Source organism: Aestuariimicrobium soli (assembly GCF_051192575.1).
Taxonomy (GTDB): Bacteria; Actinomycetota; Actinomycetes; order Propionibacteriales; family Propionibacteriaceae; genus Aestuariimicrobium; species Aestuariimicrobium soli.
The window spans coordinates 43,633-60,142 of the sequence record NZ_JBPJSQ010000009.1; the positions used below are offsets into that span (position 1 = coordinate 43,633).

General features: G+C 70.5%; 13 protein-coding genes. 9 read left to right on the forward strand and 4 right to left on the reverse strand.

Annotated elements, in window-relative coordinates; translation table 11 throughout:
- Positions 1-9 precede the first annotated feature (9 nt).
- Positions 10-1,152 carry a DNA polymerase IV gene (gene dinB, locus ACSDQ9_RS11030; protein ID WP_435146959.1) on the forward strand — a complete coding sequence of 381 codons (1,143 nt, stop codon included), beginning with the start codon at positions 10-12 and terminating at the stop codon, positions 1,150-1,152.
- Between the two features lie 15 nt (positions 1,153-1,167).
- Here dinB and ACSDQ9_RS11035 read toward each other — a convergent pair whose 3' ends face one another.
- The 4 genes from ACSDQ9_RS11035 to ACSDQ9_RS11050 all read right to left on the reverse strand — a co-directional run bounded on the left by ACSDQ9_RS11035 (position 1,168) and on the right by ACSDQ9_RS11050 (position 6,182).
- Complete coding sequence (locus ACSDQ9_RS11035; RefSeq protein ID WP_435146961.1) at positions 1,168-1,566, reverse strand: DUF3040 domain-containing protein; 399 nt, start codon at positions 1,564-1,566, stop codon at positions 1,168-1,170.
- A gap of 148 nt (positions 1,567-1,714) precedes the next feature.
- Positions 1,715-3,949 carry a transglutaminase family protein gene (locus tag ACSDQ9_RS11040; protein WP_435146962.1) on the reverse strand — a complete coding sequence of 745 codons (2,235 nt, stop codon included), beginning with the start codon at positions 3,947-3,949 and terminating at the stop codon, positions 1,715-1,717.
- Complete coding sequence (locus tag ACSDQ9_RS11045; protein WP_435146964.1) at positions 3,949-5,196, reverse strand: DUF58 domain-containing protein; 1,248 nt, start codon at positions 5,194-5,196, stop codon at positions 3,949-3,951. Before ACSDQ9_RS11045 ends, ACSDQ9_RS11040 begins: the two co-directional genes overlap by 1 nt.
- A gap of 17 nt (positions 5,197-5,213) precedes the next feature.
- Positions 5,214-6,182 carry an AAA family ATPase gene (locus ACSDQ9_RS11050; RefSeq protein WP_435146966.1) on the reverse strand — a complete coding sequence of 323 codons (969 nt, stop codon included), beginning with the start codon at positions 6,180-6,182 and terminating at the stop codon, positions 5,214-5,216.
- Positions 6,183-6,497: 315 nt separating this feature from the next.
- Here ACSDQ9_RS11050 and mraZ point away from each other — a divergent pair, with 315 nt between their 5' ends.
- From mraZ to murD, 8 genes are all read left to right on the forward strand, one after another.
- The gene (mraZ, locus tag ACSDQ9_RS11055) at positions 6,498-6,938 is read left to right on the forward strand and encodes a division/cell wall cluster transcriptional repressor MraZ (protein WP_435146968.1); all 441 of its coding nucleotides are present in this window, start codon (positions 6,498-6,500) and stop codon (positions 6,936-6,938) included.
- A gap of 234 nt (positions 6,939-7,172) precedes the next feature.
- Complete coding sequence (rsmH, locus tag ACSDQ9_RS11060; protein WP_435146970.1) at positions 7,173-8,150, forward strand: 16S rRNA (cytosine(1402)-N(4))-methyltransferase RsmH; 978 nt, start codon at positions 7,173-7,175, stop codon at positions 8,148-8,150.
- Complete coding sequence (locus ACSDQ9_RS11065) at positions 8,147-8,821, forward strand: hypothetical protein (RefSeq protein WP_435146972.1); 675 nt, start codon at positions 8,147-8,149, stop codon at positions 8,819-8,821. Before rsmH ends, ACSDQ9_RS11065 begins: the two co-directional genes overlap by 4 nt.
- Before the next feature lie 164 nt (positions 8,822-8,985).
- On the forward strand, positions 8,986-10,773 hold the full coding sequence (locus ACSDQ9_RS11070; protein ID WP_435147198.1) for a peptidoglycan D,D-transpeptidase FtsI family protein: 1,788 nt from the start codon (positions 8,986-8,988) through the stop codon (positions 10,771-10,773).
- Between the two features lie 56 nt (positions 10,774-10,829).
- On the forward strand, positions 10,830-12,404 hold the full coding sequence (locus tag ACSDQ9_RS11075; protein WP_459251764.1) for a UDP-N-acetylmuramoyl-L-alanyl-D-glutamate--2,6-diaminopimelate ligase: 1,575 nt from the start codon (positions 10,830-10,832) through the stop codon (positions 12,402-12,404).
- Positions 12,401-13,879, forward strand: coding sequence for a UDP-N-acetylmuramoyl-tripeptide--D-alanyl-D-alanine ligase (locus tag ACSDQ9_RS11080; protein WP_435146976.1), 1,479 nt, complete (start codon positions 12,401-12,403; stop codon positions 13,877-13,879). The genes ACSDQ9_RS11075 and ACSDQ9_RS11080 overlap by 4 nt, the downstream gene beginning before the upstream one ends.
- On the forward strand, positions 13,876-14,973 hold the full coding sequence (mraY, locus tag ACSDQ9_RS11085) for a phospho-N-acetylmuramoyl-pentapeptide-transferase (RefSeq protein WP_435146978.1): 1,098 nt from the start codon (positions 13,876-13,878) through the stop codon (positions 14,971-14,973). Before ACSDQ9_RS11080 ends, mraY begins: the two co-directional genes overlap by 4 nt.
- On the forward strand, positions 14,973-16,439 hold the full coding sequence (murD, locus tag ACSDQ9_RS11090; protein ID WP_435146980.1) for a UDP-N-acetylmuramoyl-L-alanine--D-glutamate ligase: 1,467 nt from the start codon (positions 14,973-14,975) through the stop codon (positions 16,437-16,439). The genes mraY and murD overlap by 1 nt, the downstream gene beginning before the upstream one ends.
- Positions 16,440-16,510 lie beyond the last annotated feature (71 nt).

The following is a 16,510-nucleotide window of genomic DNA, read 5'->3' on the forward strand; positions in this document are numbered from 1 at the left end:
CAGGTGCTGATGCACGTCGACATGGACGCCTTCTACGCCACGGTCGAGCTCGCCCGCCGCCCGGAACTGCGGGGGCGCCCGATGTGGGTGGGCGGGGCCGAGCGCGGCGTGGTGCTGTCGGCCAGCTACGAGGCCCGGGCCGCCGGGGTCAGGTCGGGCATGCCCAGTTCGCGGGCCCGCCGGCTGTGCCCCGACGGGGTGCCGGTGCCGCCCGACCACGACACCTATGCGGCGGTCTCGAAGGGGGTGTTCGCGATCTTCGGTGGCATCACCCAGCGGGTCGAGGCGGTCTCGATCGACGAGGCCTTCCTCGACGTCACCGGTGCGGTGCGCCGGCTGGGCGACCCGCGCCTGATCGCCGAACTGATCCGTGCCCAGGTGGCCGACGAGCAGCAGATCACCTGCTCGGTGGGCATCGCGCCGTCGAAGTTCGTGGCCAAGCTCGCGTCGAACCAGGCCAAACCCGACGGAGTGGTGCAGGTCGCGCCGAGCCGGGTGGTGCCGTTCCTGCACCCCCTGCCGGTCGAGAAGGTGTGGGGCGTGGGGGAGCAGACCGCCGCCCGCCTGCACAAGCTGGGTCTGACCACCATCGGCGAGGTCGCCCACACCTCGCGCCAGACCCTGCAGCGGGCGATGGGCAACCATGCCGGCGGATGGTTGCACGACCTGGCCTGGGGAAGGGACGACCGCCAGGTGGTCGGCGAGGCGGTCGAACGCAGCATCGGTGCCCAGGAGACCTTCTCGCGCGACACGGACGACCCCCGCATCGTCACCACCGAACTGCTGCGCATGGCGGCCCGCACCGCCAGTCGCATGCGGCAGGCCCAGGTGCTGGGGCGCGGGGTGAGCATCTCGATCAGGTTCGCCGACTTCACCACCATCAGCCGCACCACGGCGTTGGCGACCCCCACCGACGTCACCGACGAGATCTATGCCGCCGCGCTGCGCTGCTGGCGGGGGCTCAACCTGCAGCGGGCACGCATCCGCCGGGTGGGGGTGAGGGTCGAACGGTTGGTCGACGCGGACGAGGCCTACCAGCAGTTCACGCTGGACGCCCCGGAGAGGGGGATGAGAGAGGTGGAGCAGGCGGCCGATGCCGCCGTGATGAGGTTCGGGCCGCACGCCGTCAGGCGGGCGAGCCTCACGGGGTGAGGCCGGTGCTCCGGCTCAACGCCCCTCGTTCTGGCGCTTGCGCCAGCGTTCCTCGAACTTGTCCATCACCGAGGCCGAACTCGCCTTGGCGGTGGCCCGCTGCTTCGGAGCGCCCGAACCGGGGGAGGCGGCGGGTCGTCCGGTGTTCAACAGGCCCAACCCGACGGCGGCCGACGCGGCCATCACGACGAACCCGACCACGCTCACCACCCAATGGGTCTCGATCCCCAGCACGAGCAGCGCCAGGCCCACCACACAGCCCAGCACCCCGGCCACCAGGTGCCGCGGATTGCGGGTCCGCCCACCCGTGCGGGGCTCGTTGCCACGCATGAGGTGGGCCAGCTTGGGGTCGTCCTCGGCGAGGGACTTCTCGAGTTGGGCAAGGAGGCGCTGTTCCTCGTCGGAGAGAGCCATGCCAGCCTCCTTGTCAGTTGTGCCGAGCCGGTGATCGAGGGTCGCTGCCCTCGGCGTGCTCGACGGCGATCCACGTGTGGCCCAGTCTAGGTCGCGGCGGGGGCTGCACAACACCGCCGACGCCGAATCGTGTCCGAAGCGCCGCCCGTCAGCCCCGCAGGCGTTGGGTGACCCAGTCGCCGAGGTTCGCCCACAACGACTTCGGCCACAACGCCACGCCCAGGGCGCGGATGCCCTGCTGCTGGTCGCGGACCTCCTCGGTGAAGAAGGTGGCCTCGTCGACCAGATCGGGCTCGAGATCGTCCATGGTGCGGGCGTAGCGGGAATGTTCCACCGCCAGTCCCAGCCGGTCCAGCGCGGCCGCGGCCTCGGGCGAGACCCTGTTCGACAGGGCCGCCACCTTGGCGCGCGGGGTGCCGGCCGGCCAGGCCGTGCCGGCGTCCACGAGGGTGTCGCGCACCTCCGCCCACCAACCAGCCACCACCGTGTGCGGGTCACCGGTCGCGCGCAGTCGTCCGCGTCGGATCGACCCTCGCACCAGCCACGGCACCATCACGACGATGATCAGCGCCGCCAGGCCACCCATGATGCCGGCGACCGTGCCCCACGGCAGTTGACCGATGCCACCACCGTCATTCGCGACGGCGCCGCTGCTCTCCTCGCTGGGCAGCGGGCTCGCCGCGGTCACGCTCGACGAGCTGGTCGGCTCGACCGAGGGGTCATCGGTGGACGAGGCGCTGGGGGTCGGGGTGTTCGCCGGCGACGTGACGGTCCACATCGGGGCGTTCGCGACGGCCGCGGTGGGTTCGAACCGCACCCAGCCGAAACCGGCGAAGTACAGCTCGGGCCAGGCGTGCATGTTCTTGCCGCGCACCTGCCACTGGTCGCCGTTCTGCTCACCCGGCAGGAATCCGACGGCCACCCGGGAGGGAATGCCCTCCAGACGCGCCATCAGGGCCATCGCCGAAGCGAAGTGGATGCAGTAACCGGCCTTGTCCTTGAACAGGAAGTTCGAGATCACCTCGTAGCCGTCACCCGAGGGCGCCGTCGTCGAGTAGGTGAAGTTCCGCGGGTCGCGCAGGTACTCCTGGATCGCGGCGGCCTTCAACACCGGGGTGGGGGCGTCCTTGGTGATCGAGGCGGTCAGCTCGGCGATCTCGGCGGGAACATCCGTGGGCACCTCGGCCGAGACCTTCGCATCGGGGGGTGTGCCCGACACCGCACTGTTGAAGTCGGCGGGTACCGGGTCGGTGTCGACGCTGGTCACCTCGTAGGACAGGTTCCTGGTCGACTCGGTGCCGTTGGCCTGGGTCGAGACCAGGGTCAGGGTGTTGCGGTCCCAGCCCCACTCGCCGCTGGCCTGGAACGAGTCCGGGGCGTAGGGGGCGGGCAGGTACTGGGTCGAGAAGTCGCCCACGTTGATCTGGGTGGTGCTGCGCTGCGAGCGTCGCACGCCGGGGGCCTGGGGCAGCGTGCCGGTGCTCAGTTGCATCGGCGTGAGCTTCCAACCGGTGCGGTCGATCTGGGTCAGCGAGGTCAGTCGGATGTACTGCCCGTCGGCCTTGTCGGTGGAGTAGGTCAGCACGACGCGGTCGGACTGCTGGGCGAGGTTCTTCTGCAGTTCGATGGTGGGGTCGACCAGCTGGATGGGCCCGTTGCCGCGGGGGCGGCGGGCATTGAGGTCGAGCGATCCGGCCAGCGGCAGCACGCCGCCGACGGCGATGGCGGCGGCCAGCACGGGAATGCCGACCACGGCGGCCATCCGCCACACGCCCCAACGGGAGTGCGTCCGTTCGGCGGAGTCAGAGATGAGGTTCCTCGTCCACGTACCCAGGCGGTTCGCGGTGTCGGCGGCGAGCACCACCAGGTAGCCGAGTGCCACCAGGGCGAACGCCCACCACGAGACACCGCCGGGCAGCGCCAGCGCGGGGATCAGGTAGATCGACAGCAGCGGGGCCAACGACCACGCCGGCGAGGCGAGCGTCAGCACGAGCAGGTCGATCAGCACCGTCAGCAGCCCCAGAATGAGCAGGAACAGCCAGCGCACGGCCGCGTTGCTCTCCATGGGTGCCGACTCGGTGCGAATGGTCAGCAGGGCCTCGAGGTACAGCTCCCCGATCTGCTGGAGCCAGTTCCCCGAGCCCGGCTGGGAGCTGAGCCCCAGGCCCACGCCGGCTCCAGCCACGACCAGCAGCTGCCAGATGTGGACGAGCCAGGAACCCACCCGCAGACGTCGGGCGCCGGCCGAGACGGCCATCAGCACGGCCACCAGACCGATGCCGAAGACGAAGAAGAGGCGGTCCGTGGTCAGGGAGCGCATGGCCAGGGTGGCCAGCGCCATCGCGGCGAAGGTGGCCAGCGCCAGCCGATCGGTCGTTCTCATCAGGCACTCACCGCCACCCGGTCGAGCGAACGCCAGGCCTCGTCGACGCCGGTGCGGCCGTCGACCTCGACCACTCGCCAGGCGTGGCGGCGCAGCAGCGAGATGGCCTCGGCGTGCTCCTGGGCCTGCGCCTCGTCCCCGCGGAATCGGCGGGCGGTGAAGGTGTCGGCGTCCAGCACCATGGCGAGCCCCTGGGCGCGGTGCGAGCGCATCGTCACCAGCGCCTTGACGTCGCTGAGGGTCAGTCGCCCGGTGATGGCGACCAGCACCTCACCGGTCTGGCGACCGGCGGCGGCCTGCGCCATCGCCTGCAGGGAGTCGTGCTCCTCGGTGACACTCTCGTCGGTCAACGTGAGCGCCACCGACTCGCGCAGCTCGTCGGGGGTCAGCGTGTCGGGTTCCACGAGCAGCCCCTCGGTGTCGAGCATGGTCAGTCGGAAGCCCGACGAGATCAGGTGCATGGCCACCGACGCGGCAGCCGAGACGGCCCACTCGAAGGAGCTGTCCTGACCGAGGCCGGCGTGGGCGACGGCGCGGTTGTCGAGCAGCACCGAGACGCTGGGATCCCAGGCCTGCTCCTCGCGGCGCACCATCAGCTCGTCCCGGCGGGCGGTGGAGCGCCAGTGGATGCGCCGCACGTCGTCGCCGGCGCGGTACTCACGCACGAGCACGTCGTCCGCCCCGACCAGCCCGATCTTCTGGGGCGTCGAGTCGCCGCTCTGACCGTGCCCGGTGGCCGAACCGAGGCTCGACAGCGGGACGATGCGCGGGGTGATCACGGCCTCCTTCGTCGAGGCGAATCGGCGGTCCATCTTGGCCAACCCGAACGGGTCGGTGGCCCGCACCAGCAGCGGTCCGACCTGGAAGCGACCGCGCTCCAGCCCTTCGAGGGGGTAGTTCACCCGACGCACCCACTCGCCGGCGAACCGGTGCACCGTGAAGCGCGGACGACGGCCCAGCTCCCGCGGGACGGCCTCCTCGAACTGCAGCAGACCCAGGGGCAGGTTGCCGCGCTTGGTGAGGGTCAGGGTCGCGCGCAGGTGGTCACCGAGCGGAGCGCGGGCCGGGTCGAGGCGGCGTTCCACCGACAACGACATGCGCGACCGCCCGACCATCACCATGGCCACGATCGGCAGCGCGAGCAGCAGCAGCCCCAGCCACAACAGGTCGTTCTGGCCGAAGATGAGTGCGGCGGCGGTGACGATCGCTCCCAGGATGACGAGCGTCCAGCCCCGCGATGTCAACATGCGCAGGACGCCCATGGTCACCGACGATCGGGGATGACCACCGAGGACACCGCCTGGTCGATGATGTCGGCCACCGAGCGACCGTCCAGCTGGGCGGCCGTCGAGGGCAGCACGCGGTGCGAGAGCACGGGCCGGGCCAGCGCCTGCACGTCGTCGGGGATCGCGTAGTCGCGGTCGTGCAGGGCGGCGTGGGCACGCACGGCGCGCAGCAGGTGCAGGCTGGCGCGGGGGGAGGCCCCCAGGCGCAGGTCCTCGGTGCGCCGGGTCGCGGCGACGACGTCGATGACGTAGTCCTTGACCGACGGAGCCACGTAGACCTCTTTCACGATCTCGATCAGGCGCACGATCTGCTCGGCGTCGGTGACCGGCTGAAGGTCGGTGAGGGGCTGCTTGGCGCCATGGTGCTCGAGCATGTCCAACTCGGCGGCCCGCGTGGGGTAGCCCATCTCGACGCGCGCCATGAAGCGGTCGCGCTGCGCCTCGGGCAACGGGTAGGTGCCCTCCATCTCGATGGGGTTCTGGGTGGCCACCACCATGAACGGCGAGGCCAACTGGTGGGTCACACCGTCGGACGAGACCTGTCGCTCGGCCATCGCCTCGAGCAGGGCCGACTGGGTCTTGGGGGAGGCGCGGTTGATCTCGTCGCCGACCACGATGTTGGCGAAGATCGCCCCGGGCTTGAACTCGAAGTCGCGGGTCACTTGGTTGAAGACGCTGACCCCCGTGATGTCGCTGGGCAACAGGTCGGGGGTGAATTGCAGGCGGCGCACGCTGCAGTCGATCGAACGGGCGAGTGCGCGGGCCAGCATGGTCTTGCCGACGCCGGGCACGTCTTCCACCAACAGGTGGCCCTCGGCGAGCAACACGGTCAGGGCCAGGGTGATCTGGTCGCGCTTTCCCTCGATGACCTGCTCGATCGCGCCGCGCACGCGGCCCGTGATGTCGACGACCTCATCGATGGCCACGGCCTGATTCGTGTCTGCCACGGTTCTCCCTTGCTGTGCTCGGTGCTGGTGCTCGGTGCTGCTGCTCGGTGCTTGGGGGGCTCTTGGTTGTTGCCGCTTCTCGGTGGGCGCCGGTTCTGGATCCCGACCCCGGTCACGGCCTGCCTCAGCCTAGCCACTGCAGCAAAGGGCGGGGAAGACGAGCCACGCGTCATCCTGCGCTCCCCCCAGCGGTGGGGGCCGCCCCCGGGGGAGCAAAACACCCGTGTTTGGTGGCTCAAGTGGAGCGAAGTGGAGTATGGTGGAGCGCAGTGGAGCAGACGGGTGCTTCCGTGGAGCCGCAGGGGAGGGGTCGGGATGTTTCTCGGTACCTACTCGCCCAAGCTCGACGAGAAGGGTCGTCTGTTCCTGCCGGCGAAGTTCCGGGAGGCCCTCGCAGAAGGAGTGGTGGTCACCAGGCAGCAGGATCGCTGTCTGGCCATCTATCCCCTCGAGGCCTTCAGGCAGATGACGTTGGCGAGCATGAAGGCCCCGAGCACCTTCAAGCGAGTGCGTGACTACCAGCGCATGCTGGCGGCCAGTGCCTCCGACGAGGTGCCCGACAAGCAGGGACGAATCACCATTCCTCCCCGGCTGCGCGAGTACGCCGGGCTCGACAAGGAACTCGTCCTGGTGGGCTCGATCGATCGCCTCGAGATCTGGGATCCGGCTGCGTGGGAGGCCTATTCCGCGCAGAACGAGGACGCCTTCGCCGACATGAACGAGGACCCGTTCCTCGGGTTCGACCAGACCACCTGACGAACCAGCAACACCGAACCAGCAACACCGAACCAGCAACACAGAACAGAACAGCGCTTGTGCTTCGCGGCTTCAGGCCGGAACCGCAGCCCCCTGGCGCACCTTCCCCGGTGCCAGGTGGCCTTCCCGGCGGCCCGGACTGAAACCACGAGTCACAAGCGCTTTCCTTGCCAGATCAGTGCCTGGCCAGATCACCTGTCCAACCACACGAACATCCCAACCGGGAGGGGTCGAATGTCCGAGGTGGACGCCTCGCAGTCGCCGGCTGCCGAACTGCACGAACCGGTCATGGTCGACCGGATCGTGGAGTTGCTGGCGCCGGCCCTGCAGCGGCCCGGTTCGGTGCATGTCGACGGCACCCTCGGCATGGGCGGTCACGCGGAGGCCATCCTCACCGCCTGCCCCGAGGCCACGGTGATCGGCATCGACCGCGACCCGCAGGCGCTCGCGCTGGCAGGGGAGCGCCTGTCCCGCTTCGGTGACCGCGTGCGGCTCGAGCGGGCGGTCTACGACGAACTGCCGCAGGTGTTGGCCCGCACGGGTGTGGGGCGCATCCAGTCCATGTTGCTCGACCTGGGCCTGTCGAGCCTGCAGATCGATCACACCGAGCGCGGTTTCGCCTACTCCGTCGACGCCCCGCTCGACATGCGCATGGGTGACGAGGGGCCGACCGCCGCCGAGGTGGTCAACGGCTACGACGTCGACGCCCTCGAGCGGCTGCTGCGGGTCTACGGCGAGGAGAAGTTCTCCCGGCGCATCGCCCAGCGGATCGTCGCCGCGCGCGAGTCCGAGCCCTTCACCCATTCGGGGCGCCTCGTCCAGGTGATCTCGGACGCGATCCCGGCGGCGGCTCGCAACACCGGCGGCCACCCGGGCAAGCGCACCTTCCAGGCCCTGCGCATCGAGGTGAACGGCGAGCTCGATGCCCTCGCCGGCGTGCTCCCCGCAGCGGTCGCCGCCCTGGCCGACGGTGGACGACTGGCCGTGCTCGCCTACCACTCGCTGGAGGACCGGCTGGTCAAGCAGGTCTTCCGCGAGGCCACCTCAGACCGGGCCCCGGCCCACCTGCCGATGGTGCCCGATCACCTGCGCGCCGAGTGCGTGTCGCTGACCCGTGGCGCCGAGAAGCCCACCCCCTCCGAGGTCGCCGCCAACCGGCGCGCCGCCTCGGCCCGATTCCGAGCCATCGAACGAGTGAGGACCCACTCATGAGCGTCGTGGAAACCCTGACCTCCTGGACCCAACCCGACCGTGTCGTCGGCGCCCCGCAGGGTCGTGGCAAGGATCAACGTCACCTGCGGCCGGTCGAGTCGGCGCCCGCCACCGCGGCCCGGGTGCCCTTCGTCGCCGTGCTGGGGGCCGTGCTGGTCGCGGGCCTGCTGGGGCTGCTGGTGCTGAACACCGCCATCCAGTCGCAGGCCAAGCAGCTCAACTCCCTGCAGAACGAGGCCACGGCCCTGGGCTACCAGCAGGGTGAGCTCACCACCCAGGTGCAGCAGTTGCGTTCGGCCTCGACGCTCGAACAGAAGGCCTACGCACTGGGCCTTCGTCCCAACCCGCACCCGGCGTTCATCACGCTGGCCAACGGCACCATCGTCGGCACCCCCACCCCGGTCACGGGCAAGGAACTGCCCGACCAGAAGTGGTCGTCGTGGCAGCAGCAGCAGACCAGTCAGGAAGCGGCGCGCGCGCAGGTGGCCGCCGAGGCCAAGCGCAAGGCGGACGAGGCCCGACGCAAGGCCGAGGAGCTCAAGAAGAAGCAGGCCCAGGAAAAGAAACTGGCTGACGAGAAGAAGAAGGCCGAAGAGCTCAAGAAGGCCGGCTCCGCCAGTGCCAAGCCCAGCACGAGCACGGCTCCGACCGCGACCACGGGGAACCGCTGATGTCCGACGCCCGCCGCACCCGCCAGCCCGCCCAGCGCTCCGGCCCGCGCACCCTGTCGTCCAAGCACCCGTCGTCCAAGCGGCCGAGCAGCCGGCGCCCCACCGGCAAGCGACCCTCCTCCGGGCGGGGTCGCGCCACCTACGGACGCACCATCCGCCTGCGGCTGGCCAACTCCTCGACCCGGCTCAACGTGCTGCTGCTGGCGATGATGCTGACCCTGGCCGCGTGGGCGGGGCGCGCGTTCTACCTGCAGGCCTACGACGCCCAGGCCAATGCCGCTCTGGCCGCCAACAAGATGACCTACACCAAGACGCTGGTGGCCCAGCGGGGCACCATCTCCGACCGCAACGGCGTGGTCATGGCCAGCTCGGAACAGGCCGTCAAGGTGGTGGCCGACCCGCTGCTGATCAGCCGCAACGGCGTCGACTCCCGCGTCGAGATGACCAAGGGTCAGAAGGCGCGTGCCGCGACCGCCGCGGCCGACATCGCCGCCGTCCTGGCGAAGTACCTGGGCGGCACCCCGGCCGACTACCTGCCCAAGCTCACCGACTTGAAGCTCAAGCACTACACGGTGGTGAAGGCGCAGGTGCCGGCGTGGACCTACGAGCAGATTCGGCGCGAGCTGGCCGCAGCCCACGAGGGCATCGGCCTGCACGGCATCTCGAAGGAGGACGACCCGATCCGCAGCTACCCCGCGGGCGATGTCGCCTCCAGCGTCATCGGTTTCGTCAACGCCGAGGGTGAGGGCGCCGGTGGCCTGGAGTACTCACTCGAGGCCTCGCTGGCGGGTACCGACGGCAAGGAGTCGTACGCCTCCAGCGCCAACGGACGCATCCCGCTGGCCAGCACCACCCTGGTGCCGGCGGTGAACGGCACCAGCTACACGCTGACGCTCGACACCGAGATGCAGCTGATGGCCAACCAGGCCCTCGCCGCCGGTGTCACCCGGGCGGGAGCCAAGACCGGCACCGCCGTCGTGATGAACGTCAAGACCGGCGAACTGCTGGCGCTGTCGAGCACCCCCGGGTTCGACTCCAACAGCCCGGCCACGGCCGACCCGGGCAATCTGGGCAGCCGCGCGGTCAGCGCCCCGTACGAGCCGGGTTCGGTGCAGAAGGTGCTCACCATGGCCGCCCTCGCCGACCAGGGGTTGGTGACCGCCGACACCCGCGTCGAGGTGCCCGCGCGCATCGCCTCGGGCGACGGCAAGATCAAGGACGCCTTCGAACACGGCACCCTGCACCTGACCGCGCGCGGGGTGATCGCCAACTCGTCCAACATCGGCACTGTGCTGCTGACCCGGCAGATGGACAAGCAGAAGCTGCGCCAGTACCTGCTCGACTTCGGGCTGGGCAAGAAGACCGGGGTCGGGCTGCCCGGTGAGTCGGCGGGCTGGCTGCCGCCGGCGAGCATGGCCGACTACTCGCGTGACCAGATCAGCTTCGGTCAGGGCCTGTCGGTCAACGCGCTGCAGGAGTCGGCCGCCGTCGCGGCCATCGCCAACGGTGGCCTGTACAACCCGCCGACCCTGATCAAGTCCGCGGTCGACGGCACGGGCAAGGCCGTCCCGATCGAGAAGGCCGAACCGCACCGGGTGATCTCCGAGGCCGCGTCGGCCCAGGTGCTCGACATGATGGAGTCGGTGATCACCAAGTCCGACTCGCGCGCCATCGCCAACTACCGCATGGCCGGCAAGACGGGCACCGCCCAGCGCGTCGACCCCCAGTGCTCCTGCTACCGCGGCTACACCGCCAGCTTCGTCGGGGTCGCCCCGGCGGAGGATCCGCAGATCCTGGTGTACGTCGTCGTCGACCAGCCCACCAAGGGCACCGACGGTTCGGCACTGGCGCTGCCGGTCGCGCAGCAGATCATGAGCCTGGCCCTGCCGCGCTACGGAGTGCTCCCGTCCAGCACCAAGCCCGGCAACGGTCCGCTTACATATGAACCGTGAGTCCTGACTCGATGACAGGTGGCCAAATGACCGCTGGCCCGATGACAGAAGGCCCGATGACACCCGACCGAACGCTGGGCTGGCTCGTCGACGGGGTCGCGGACCTGCCCGACAAGGCGGCTGGCCTCACCGTCGCGGGCCTGGTGCTCGACTCGCGGTCCGTGCGCCCCGGCGACCTGTACGTCGCCCTGCCCGGGCAGCGCTCCCACGGCGCCCAGTTCGTCGACTCCGCCGCGGACGCCGGGGCGGTGGCGGTGCTCACCGACCGGCAGGGCGCGGGGCTGGCCGGCGACCGACTGCCCGTCGTGGTGGTCGACGACGTCCGCACGGCCATGGCCGACCTGGCGGCCCGCTTCCACGGTCGACCCAGCGAGCAGGTGACCATGTTCGGCATCACCGGCACCAACGGGAAGACCACCACGACCTTCCTGCTCGAGGCGGCCCTGGCCGCCGCCGGTCACGCCGTCGGCACCATCGGCACCATCGGCTTCCGGTTGGCGGGGGTGCCCCTCGACATCGCCCGCACCACCGTCACCACCCCCGAGTCGATCGACCTGCAGGCCACGCTGGCCAGGTTCGTCCGCGAGGGCGCCGACAGCGTCGTGATGGAGGTCTCGAGCCACGCGCTGGCGCTCGAGCGGGTGCGCGCCGTGGCCTTCGGGGTCGCCGGCTTCACGAATCTGGGCCGCGACCACCTCGACTTCCACCCCACCCTCGAGGACTACTTCGAGACCAAGGCTCGCCTGTTCGAGCCCGAGCGCTGCCGCCACGCCGTCGTGATGACCACCGACGAGCACGGACGAGAACTGGCGCGGCGCATCCGAGACCGCGGCGCCCCCCACCTGACCACCGTCGGCGCCGAGCCCACCGACGACGTGCGCATCCTCGTCAACGAGCCGACCTCGTCGGGCGGCACCCGGATCCTGCTCGCCGGACTCGCCGGCCCGGCCCCCGCCGATGCCTCGCCCGAGCGGGAGGTCGTGATCGACCTGCCCGGGGCACACAACGGACGAAACGCCGCCCTCGCGCTGGCGATGGCCGCAGCCGCCGGCGTTGACCCCGACACGGCTGCGGGTGGCCTCGCTCACGCGCAGGTGCCCGGGCGCATGCAACGCATCGCTCTGGCGCCACCGAGGGCGGGGGAGCAGGCCGCGCCGACGGTGTTCGTCGACTTCGCCCACACGCCGCAGGCCATCGACGAGGCGGCCCGGGTGGGCCGCCAGTTCGCGCGCACGGCCATCGTGGTCGGCGCCGGGGGAGACCGGGATCGGGCCAAGCGGCCGCTGATGGGTCAGGCCTCGGCCAGGGCCGCAGATCTGGTGGTGGTCACCGACGACAACCCGCGCACCGAGGACCCCGCGTCGATCCGTGCCGCCGTCATCGAGGGTGCCCTGCTCGGGAGTGCGCAGTCAGGGAGTGACGGGACTGGTCCTGCCGAGGTGGTCGAGGTGGGTGACCGGGCGCAGGCCATCGCCCACGCCCTGGCCTGGGCCGGAGCCGACGACGCCGTGCTGGTGCTCGGCAAGGGGCACGAGCAGGGCCAGCTCGTCGGCGACCGGGTGGTGCCCTTCGACGACGCCCGCGAGGTCGAGGCCGCCTGGGCCGCCATCGTCTCGGGAGGTCGAGCATGAGACTGCACACCCTCGCCGAACTCGCCGCCCGCGTGGGCGCCGCGCTTCCCCCCGAGGCCGACCCCGACCTGACGATCGGCCCCGACGTGGTCATCGACTCGCGCCGGGCCGGTCACGGCTCGCTGTTCGTCGCCCTCCCCGGGGAGCACGTCGACGGCCATGACTACACCGGCGCTGCCGCGGAGCGGGGGGCCGCGGCCGTGCTGGCCTCCCGGTCGACCCCGGCCGAGGTGCCCCACCTGCTGGTCGACGACCCGATCGCGGGTCTGTCGTCATTGGCCAGAGCGGTGGTCGACGAGGCCCGGACCGCGGGCCTGGTCACTCTGGCCGTCACCGGTTCGTCGGGCAAGACCAGCACCAAGGACCTGCTGGCCCAACTGCTCGAGGCCGCCGGGCCCACCGTCGCCCCCGTCGGCAGCTTCAACAACGAGATCGGGGTGCCGCTGACCGCCACCCGGGTCGACCGTCACACCCGCTACCTCGTGAGCGAGATGGGTGCGCGGGGCGTGGGGCACATCCGCTGGCTGTGCTCGATGACCCCGCCGCAGATCTCGATGGTGCTGAACGTCGGCACGGCCCACCTGGGTGAGTTCGGATCGGTCGACGGCATCGCCCGCGCCAAGGGCGAGATAGTCGAGGCGCTGCCCGCCGACGGGTGGGCGGTGCTCAATGCGGACGACGCCCGCGTCGCCGCCATGGTGAGCCGCACGGCGGCGCGCGTGGCGTGGTTCTCGATCGCACCCGAGGGGCCGCCGGGGGAGGGGCCGCCGGTGGAGGGGCCGCCGGGGGAGGGGCCACTCGTGTGGGCGGAGGCCATCGAACTGGACGATCTGCAGCGACCCCGGTTCACGCTCGTCTTCTCCGAGTCCGGCGACGTTTCCCGGGCCGAGCGCCTGCCCGTCTCGCTTCCGCTGATGGGTCGCCACATGGCCGCCAACGCCGTCGCCGCGGCGGCCGCGGCCTGGAGGGCCGGGCTGGAGCCCGCGACGATCGCGGCGCGGCTGTCGTCCGTGGAACACCGCTCGGCGTGGCGCATGGAGCTCGGGCACACCGCCAACGGTGCGGCGGTGATCAACGATGCCTACAACGCCAACCCCGACTCGATGGCCGCCGCGCTGCGCACCCTGGAGCCCATCGGCCGCTCCCGGCGGGCGAGTCACCCCGGGGCCCGCGTCTATGCCGTGCTGGGCGACATGCTCGAGCTCGGCGGTGAGGCCGTCGAGCGGCACCGGGAGGTGGGTCGGCTGGCCGCGCAGGCCGGGGTCGACGAGGTGCTGGCGATCGGTGAGCACGCCGAGACCGTCGTCGCCGCGGCCCGGGAAGCGGGGGGCCACGGGCGGGTCGTGAGCGTCGACGAGGCCGGATCGCTAGATTTGGGCCCGCATGACGTCGTCCTGGTGAAGGCGTCCCGCGGGTTGGCCCTCGAACGGGTGGCCGCGGCCGTGCTCGCCCATGTCGCGGAGGAGAAGTCGTGAAGAACATCCTGCTCGCTGGCGGACTGTCGATGGTCGGCACTCTGTTCGGTACCCGAGCGCTGATCATGTTCCTGGTGAAGAAGGGCTACGGGCAGTTCGTCCGTGATGACGGCCCCACCACCCATCACACCAAGCGCGGCACGCCCACCATGGGCGGGTGGGCGATCATCATCTCGGTGGTCGTCTCGTACTTCCTGGCGCACCTGATCACCTGGACGCCGATCACCATCTCGGCCCTGCTGGTGCTTTACCTGTTCGTCGGGCTCGGCTTCATCGGCTTCCTGGACGACTGGACGAAGATTCGCCAGCAGCGCTCGCTGGGGCTGACGGCCCGCGCCAAGTTGTTCGGGCAGGTGTTCGTGGCCGCCTCGTTCGCGATCATGGCCCTGCTCCCCTCGGAGGCCGGGTGGGCCCCGTTCTCGTTCGCGGACGACCGCGGGGTCGAGCCCGCCAGCCAGGCGATCTCGTTCCTGCGCGACATCGGCTGGCTGTACCTGCCATTCCCGCTGGCCGTGCTCTGGTTGATGCTGCTGATCGCGGGGGCGTCCAATGCCGCGAACCTGACCGACGGGCTCGACGGTCTGTTGGCGGGCTGCTCCACGATGATCTTCGCGGCCTACGCCATCCTCAACATCTGGCAGTTCAACCAGTACTGCGGGTTCACCTCCACGGCCGGCCCGAAGTGCTACGACGTGCGCAACCCGCACGACCTCGCGGTGGTGGCGCTCGCCCTCGCCGGCGCGTGCTTCGGGTTCCTGTGGTGGAACGCGAAGCCGGCCAAGATCTTCATCGGCGACACCGGTTCGCTGGCCATCGGCGGCGCGCTGGCCGGGCTGGCCATCATGAGTCGCACCGAGTTCCTGCTGGTGATCCTCGCCGGGCTGATGGTGATGGAGACGCTGTCGGTGATGTTGCAGGTCGGCTGGTTCAAGGCCACCAAGGGCAAGCGGTTGTTCAAGATGGCACCCATCCACCACCACTTCGAGATGCTCGGTTGGCAAGAGGTGACGGTCACCATTCGCTTCTGGATCGTCTGCGGGCTGTGCGTGGCCGCCGGTCTGGGTGTCTTCTACGCCGAATGGGTGGTGGGTTGATGCCGCGCCTCGACTGGATCGAGTCGGCCGACCGCAGTTCCCCCTGGCACGAGGCGACCGTCGTCGTGGCCGGGCTGGCGCGCTCGGGCTTCGCCGCCGCCGACGCCCTGCTGGAACGACGGGCATCGGTGATCGTCCTCGACGAATCCGATTCCGAGGCCAACCAGGAGAAGGCCACGCTGCTGCGCATGCTCGACGGCGACGTGCGCATCGGTGCGGGGTCGACCGCCACCCTGCCCGACGACGTCGACCTGCTGGTCACCTCGCCGGGGTGGCGTCCGGTGGCGCCGCTGATCGCCCAGGCCCGTGAGCGCGGCATTCCCGTGTGGGGCGAGGTCGAACTGGCGTGGCGCTTCCAGCACCCCGACCACGTGGTGCCGTGGTTGGCGATCACCGGCACCAACGGCAAGACGACCACCACCCAGATGCTCGACTCGATGCTGCGCGCCGCCGGGCTGAAGGTGGCCTGCGTCGGCAACATCGGGCGCCCCGTCATGGAGGCGGTGCTCGACGACGAGACCTACGACGTCTACTGCGTGGAACTGTCGAGCTTCCAACTGCACTACGCACCAACGCTCCGCCTGCACTCGGCGGCCGTGCTGAACCTCGAGGCCGACCACCTCGAGTGGTACGCCCACGCCGACGACCCGTTCGCCGCCTACGCCGCCGACAAGGCGCGCATCTTCCATCAGGTCTCGCACGCGTGCGTCTACAACGTCGCCGACCCCGCCACGGAGCGGATGGTCGAGGAGGCCGACGTCGTCGAGGGTGCGCGTGCCATCGGTTTCACCCTGGGCATTCCCGGCCCGTCGATGCTCGGGGTGGTCGATGACCTGCTCGTCGACCGAGCCTTCGTGGCGCAGCGGCAGTCGTCCGCCCTCGAACTGTGCAAGGTCGACGACGTGCAGCCGAACGCCCCGCACAATGTCGAGAACGCCCTGGCCGCGGCCGCCCTCGCCCGCGCCTTCGGCGTGCCGGCCACGGCGATCGGCGAGGGCCTGCGGTCGCTGGAACTGGGCGGCCACCGCATTCAGCGTGTGGCCGAGATCGACGAGGTGGTCTACGTCGACGACTCCAAGGCCACCAACCCGCACGCGGCCCATTCGTCGATGCGCGCCTTCGACTCGATCGTGTGGATCGCCGGCGGCCAGGCCAAGGGCGTCAGTTTCGACGACCTGGTCGAACACCACCGCGGACGACTGCGCGGTGCCGTGCTGCTCGGGGTCGATGCCCCCGTCATCGCGCGGGCTCTTTCCCAACACGCGCCCGATGTGCCCGTGATCCTGGTCGAGAGGTCAGACACTGGAGCCATGGTCGAGGCCGTCGAGGCAGCGGCCGGGCTGGCACGACCCGGTGACGTGGTGCTGCTGGCCCCGGGGTGCGCGAGCAAGGACATCTGGTCCGGCTACGACGCCCGCGGGGACAGTTTCATCGCCGCGGTGGAGGGCCTGTCCCAGCGGGGCTGACCGGACGAAGCCCCACAACCCGAACCACTCACAACCGAGCCGACCACACCAGCCTCTTCCCCCAGGCGACC

Excerpts from the sequence above, each read along its gene's own strand:
- ACSDQ9_RS11045 (WP_435146964.1), bottom strand. The coding sequence starts at position 5,196 with ATGTTGACATCGCGGGGCTGGACGCTCGTCATCCTGGGAGCGATCGTC.
- ACSDQ9_RS11040 (WP_435146962.1), bottom strand. The coding sequence starts at position 3,949 with ATGAGAACGACCGATCGGCTGGCGCTGGCCACCTTCGCCGCGATGGCG.
- ACSDQ9_RS11080 (WP_435146976.1), top strand. The coding sequence starts at position 12,401 with ATGAGACTGCACACCCTCGCCGAACTCGCCGCCCGCGTGGGCGCCGCG.
- rsmH (WP_435146970.1), top strand. The coding sequence starts at position 7,173 with ATGTCCGAGGTGGACGCCTCGCAGTCGCCGGCTGCCGAACTGCACGAA.
- murD (WP_435146980.1), top strand. The coding sequence starts at position 14,973 with ATGCCGCGCCTCGACTGGATCGAGTCGGCCGACCGCAGTTCCCCCTGG.
- ACSDQ9_RS11075 (WP_459251764.1), top strand. The coding sequence starts at position 10,830 with ATGACACCCGACCGAACGCTGGGCTGGCTCGTCGACGGGGTCGCGGAC.
- ACSDQ9_RS11035 (WP_435146961.1), bottom strand. The coding sequence starts at position 1,566 with ATGGCTCTCTCCGACGAGGAACAGCGCCTCCTTGCCCAACTCGAGAAG.
- dinB (WP_435146959.1), top strand. The coding sequence starts at position 10 with ATGCACGTCGACATGGACGCCTTCTACGCCACGGTCGAGCTCGCCCGC.
- ACSDQ9_RS11065 (WP_435146972.1), top strand. The coding sequence starts at position 8,147 with ATGAGCGTCGTGGAAACCCTGACCTCCTGGACCCAACCCGACCGTGTC.
- mraZ (WP_435146968.1), top strand. The coding sequence starts at position 6,498 with ATGTTTCTCGGTACCTACTCGCCCAAGCTCGACGAGAAGGGTCGTCTG.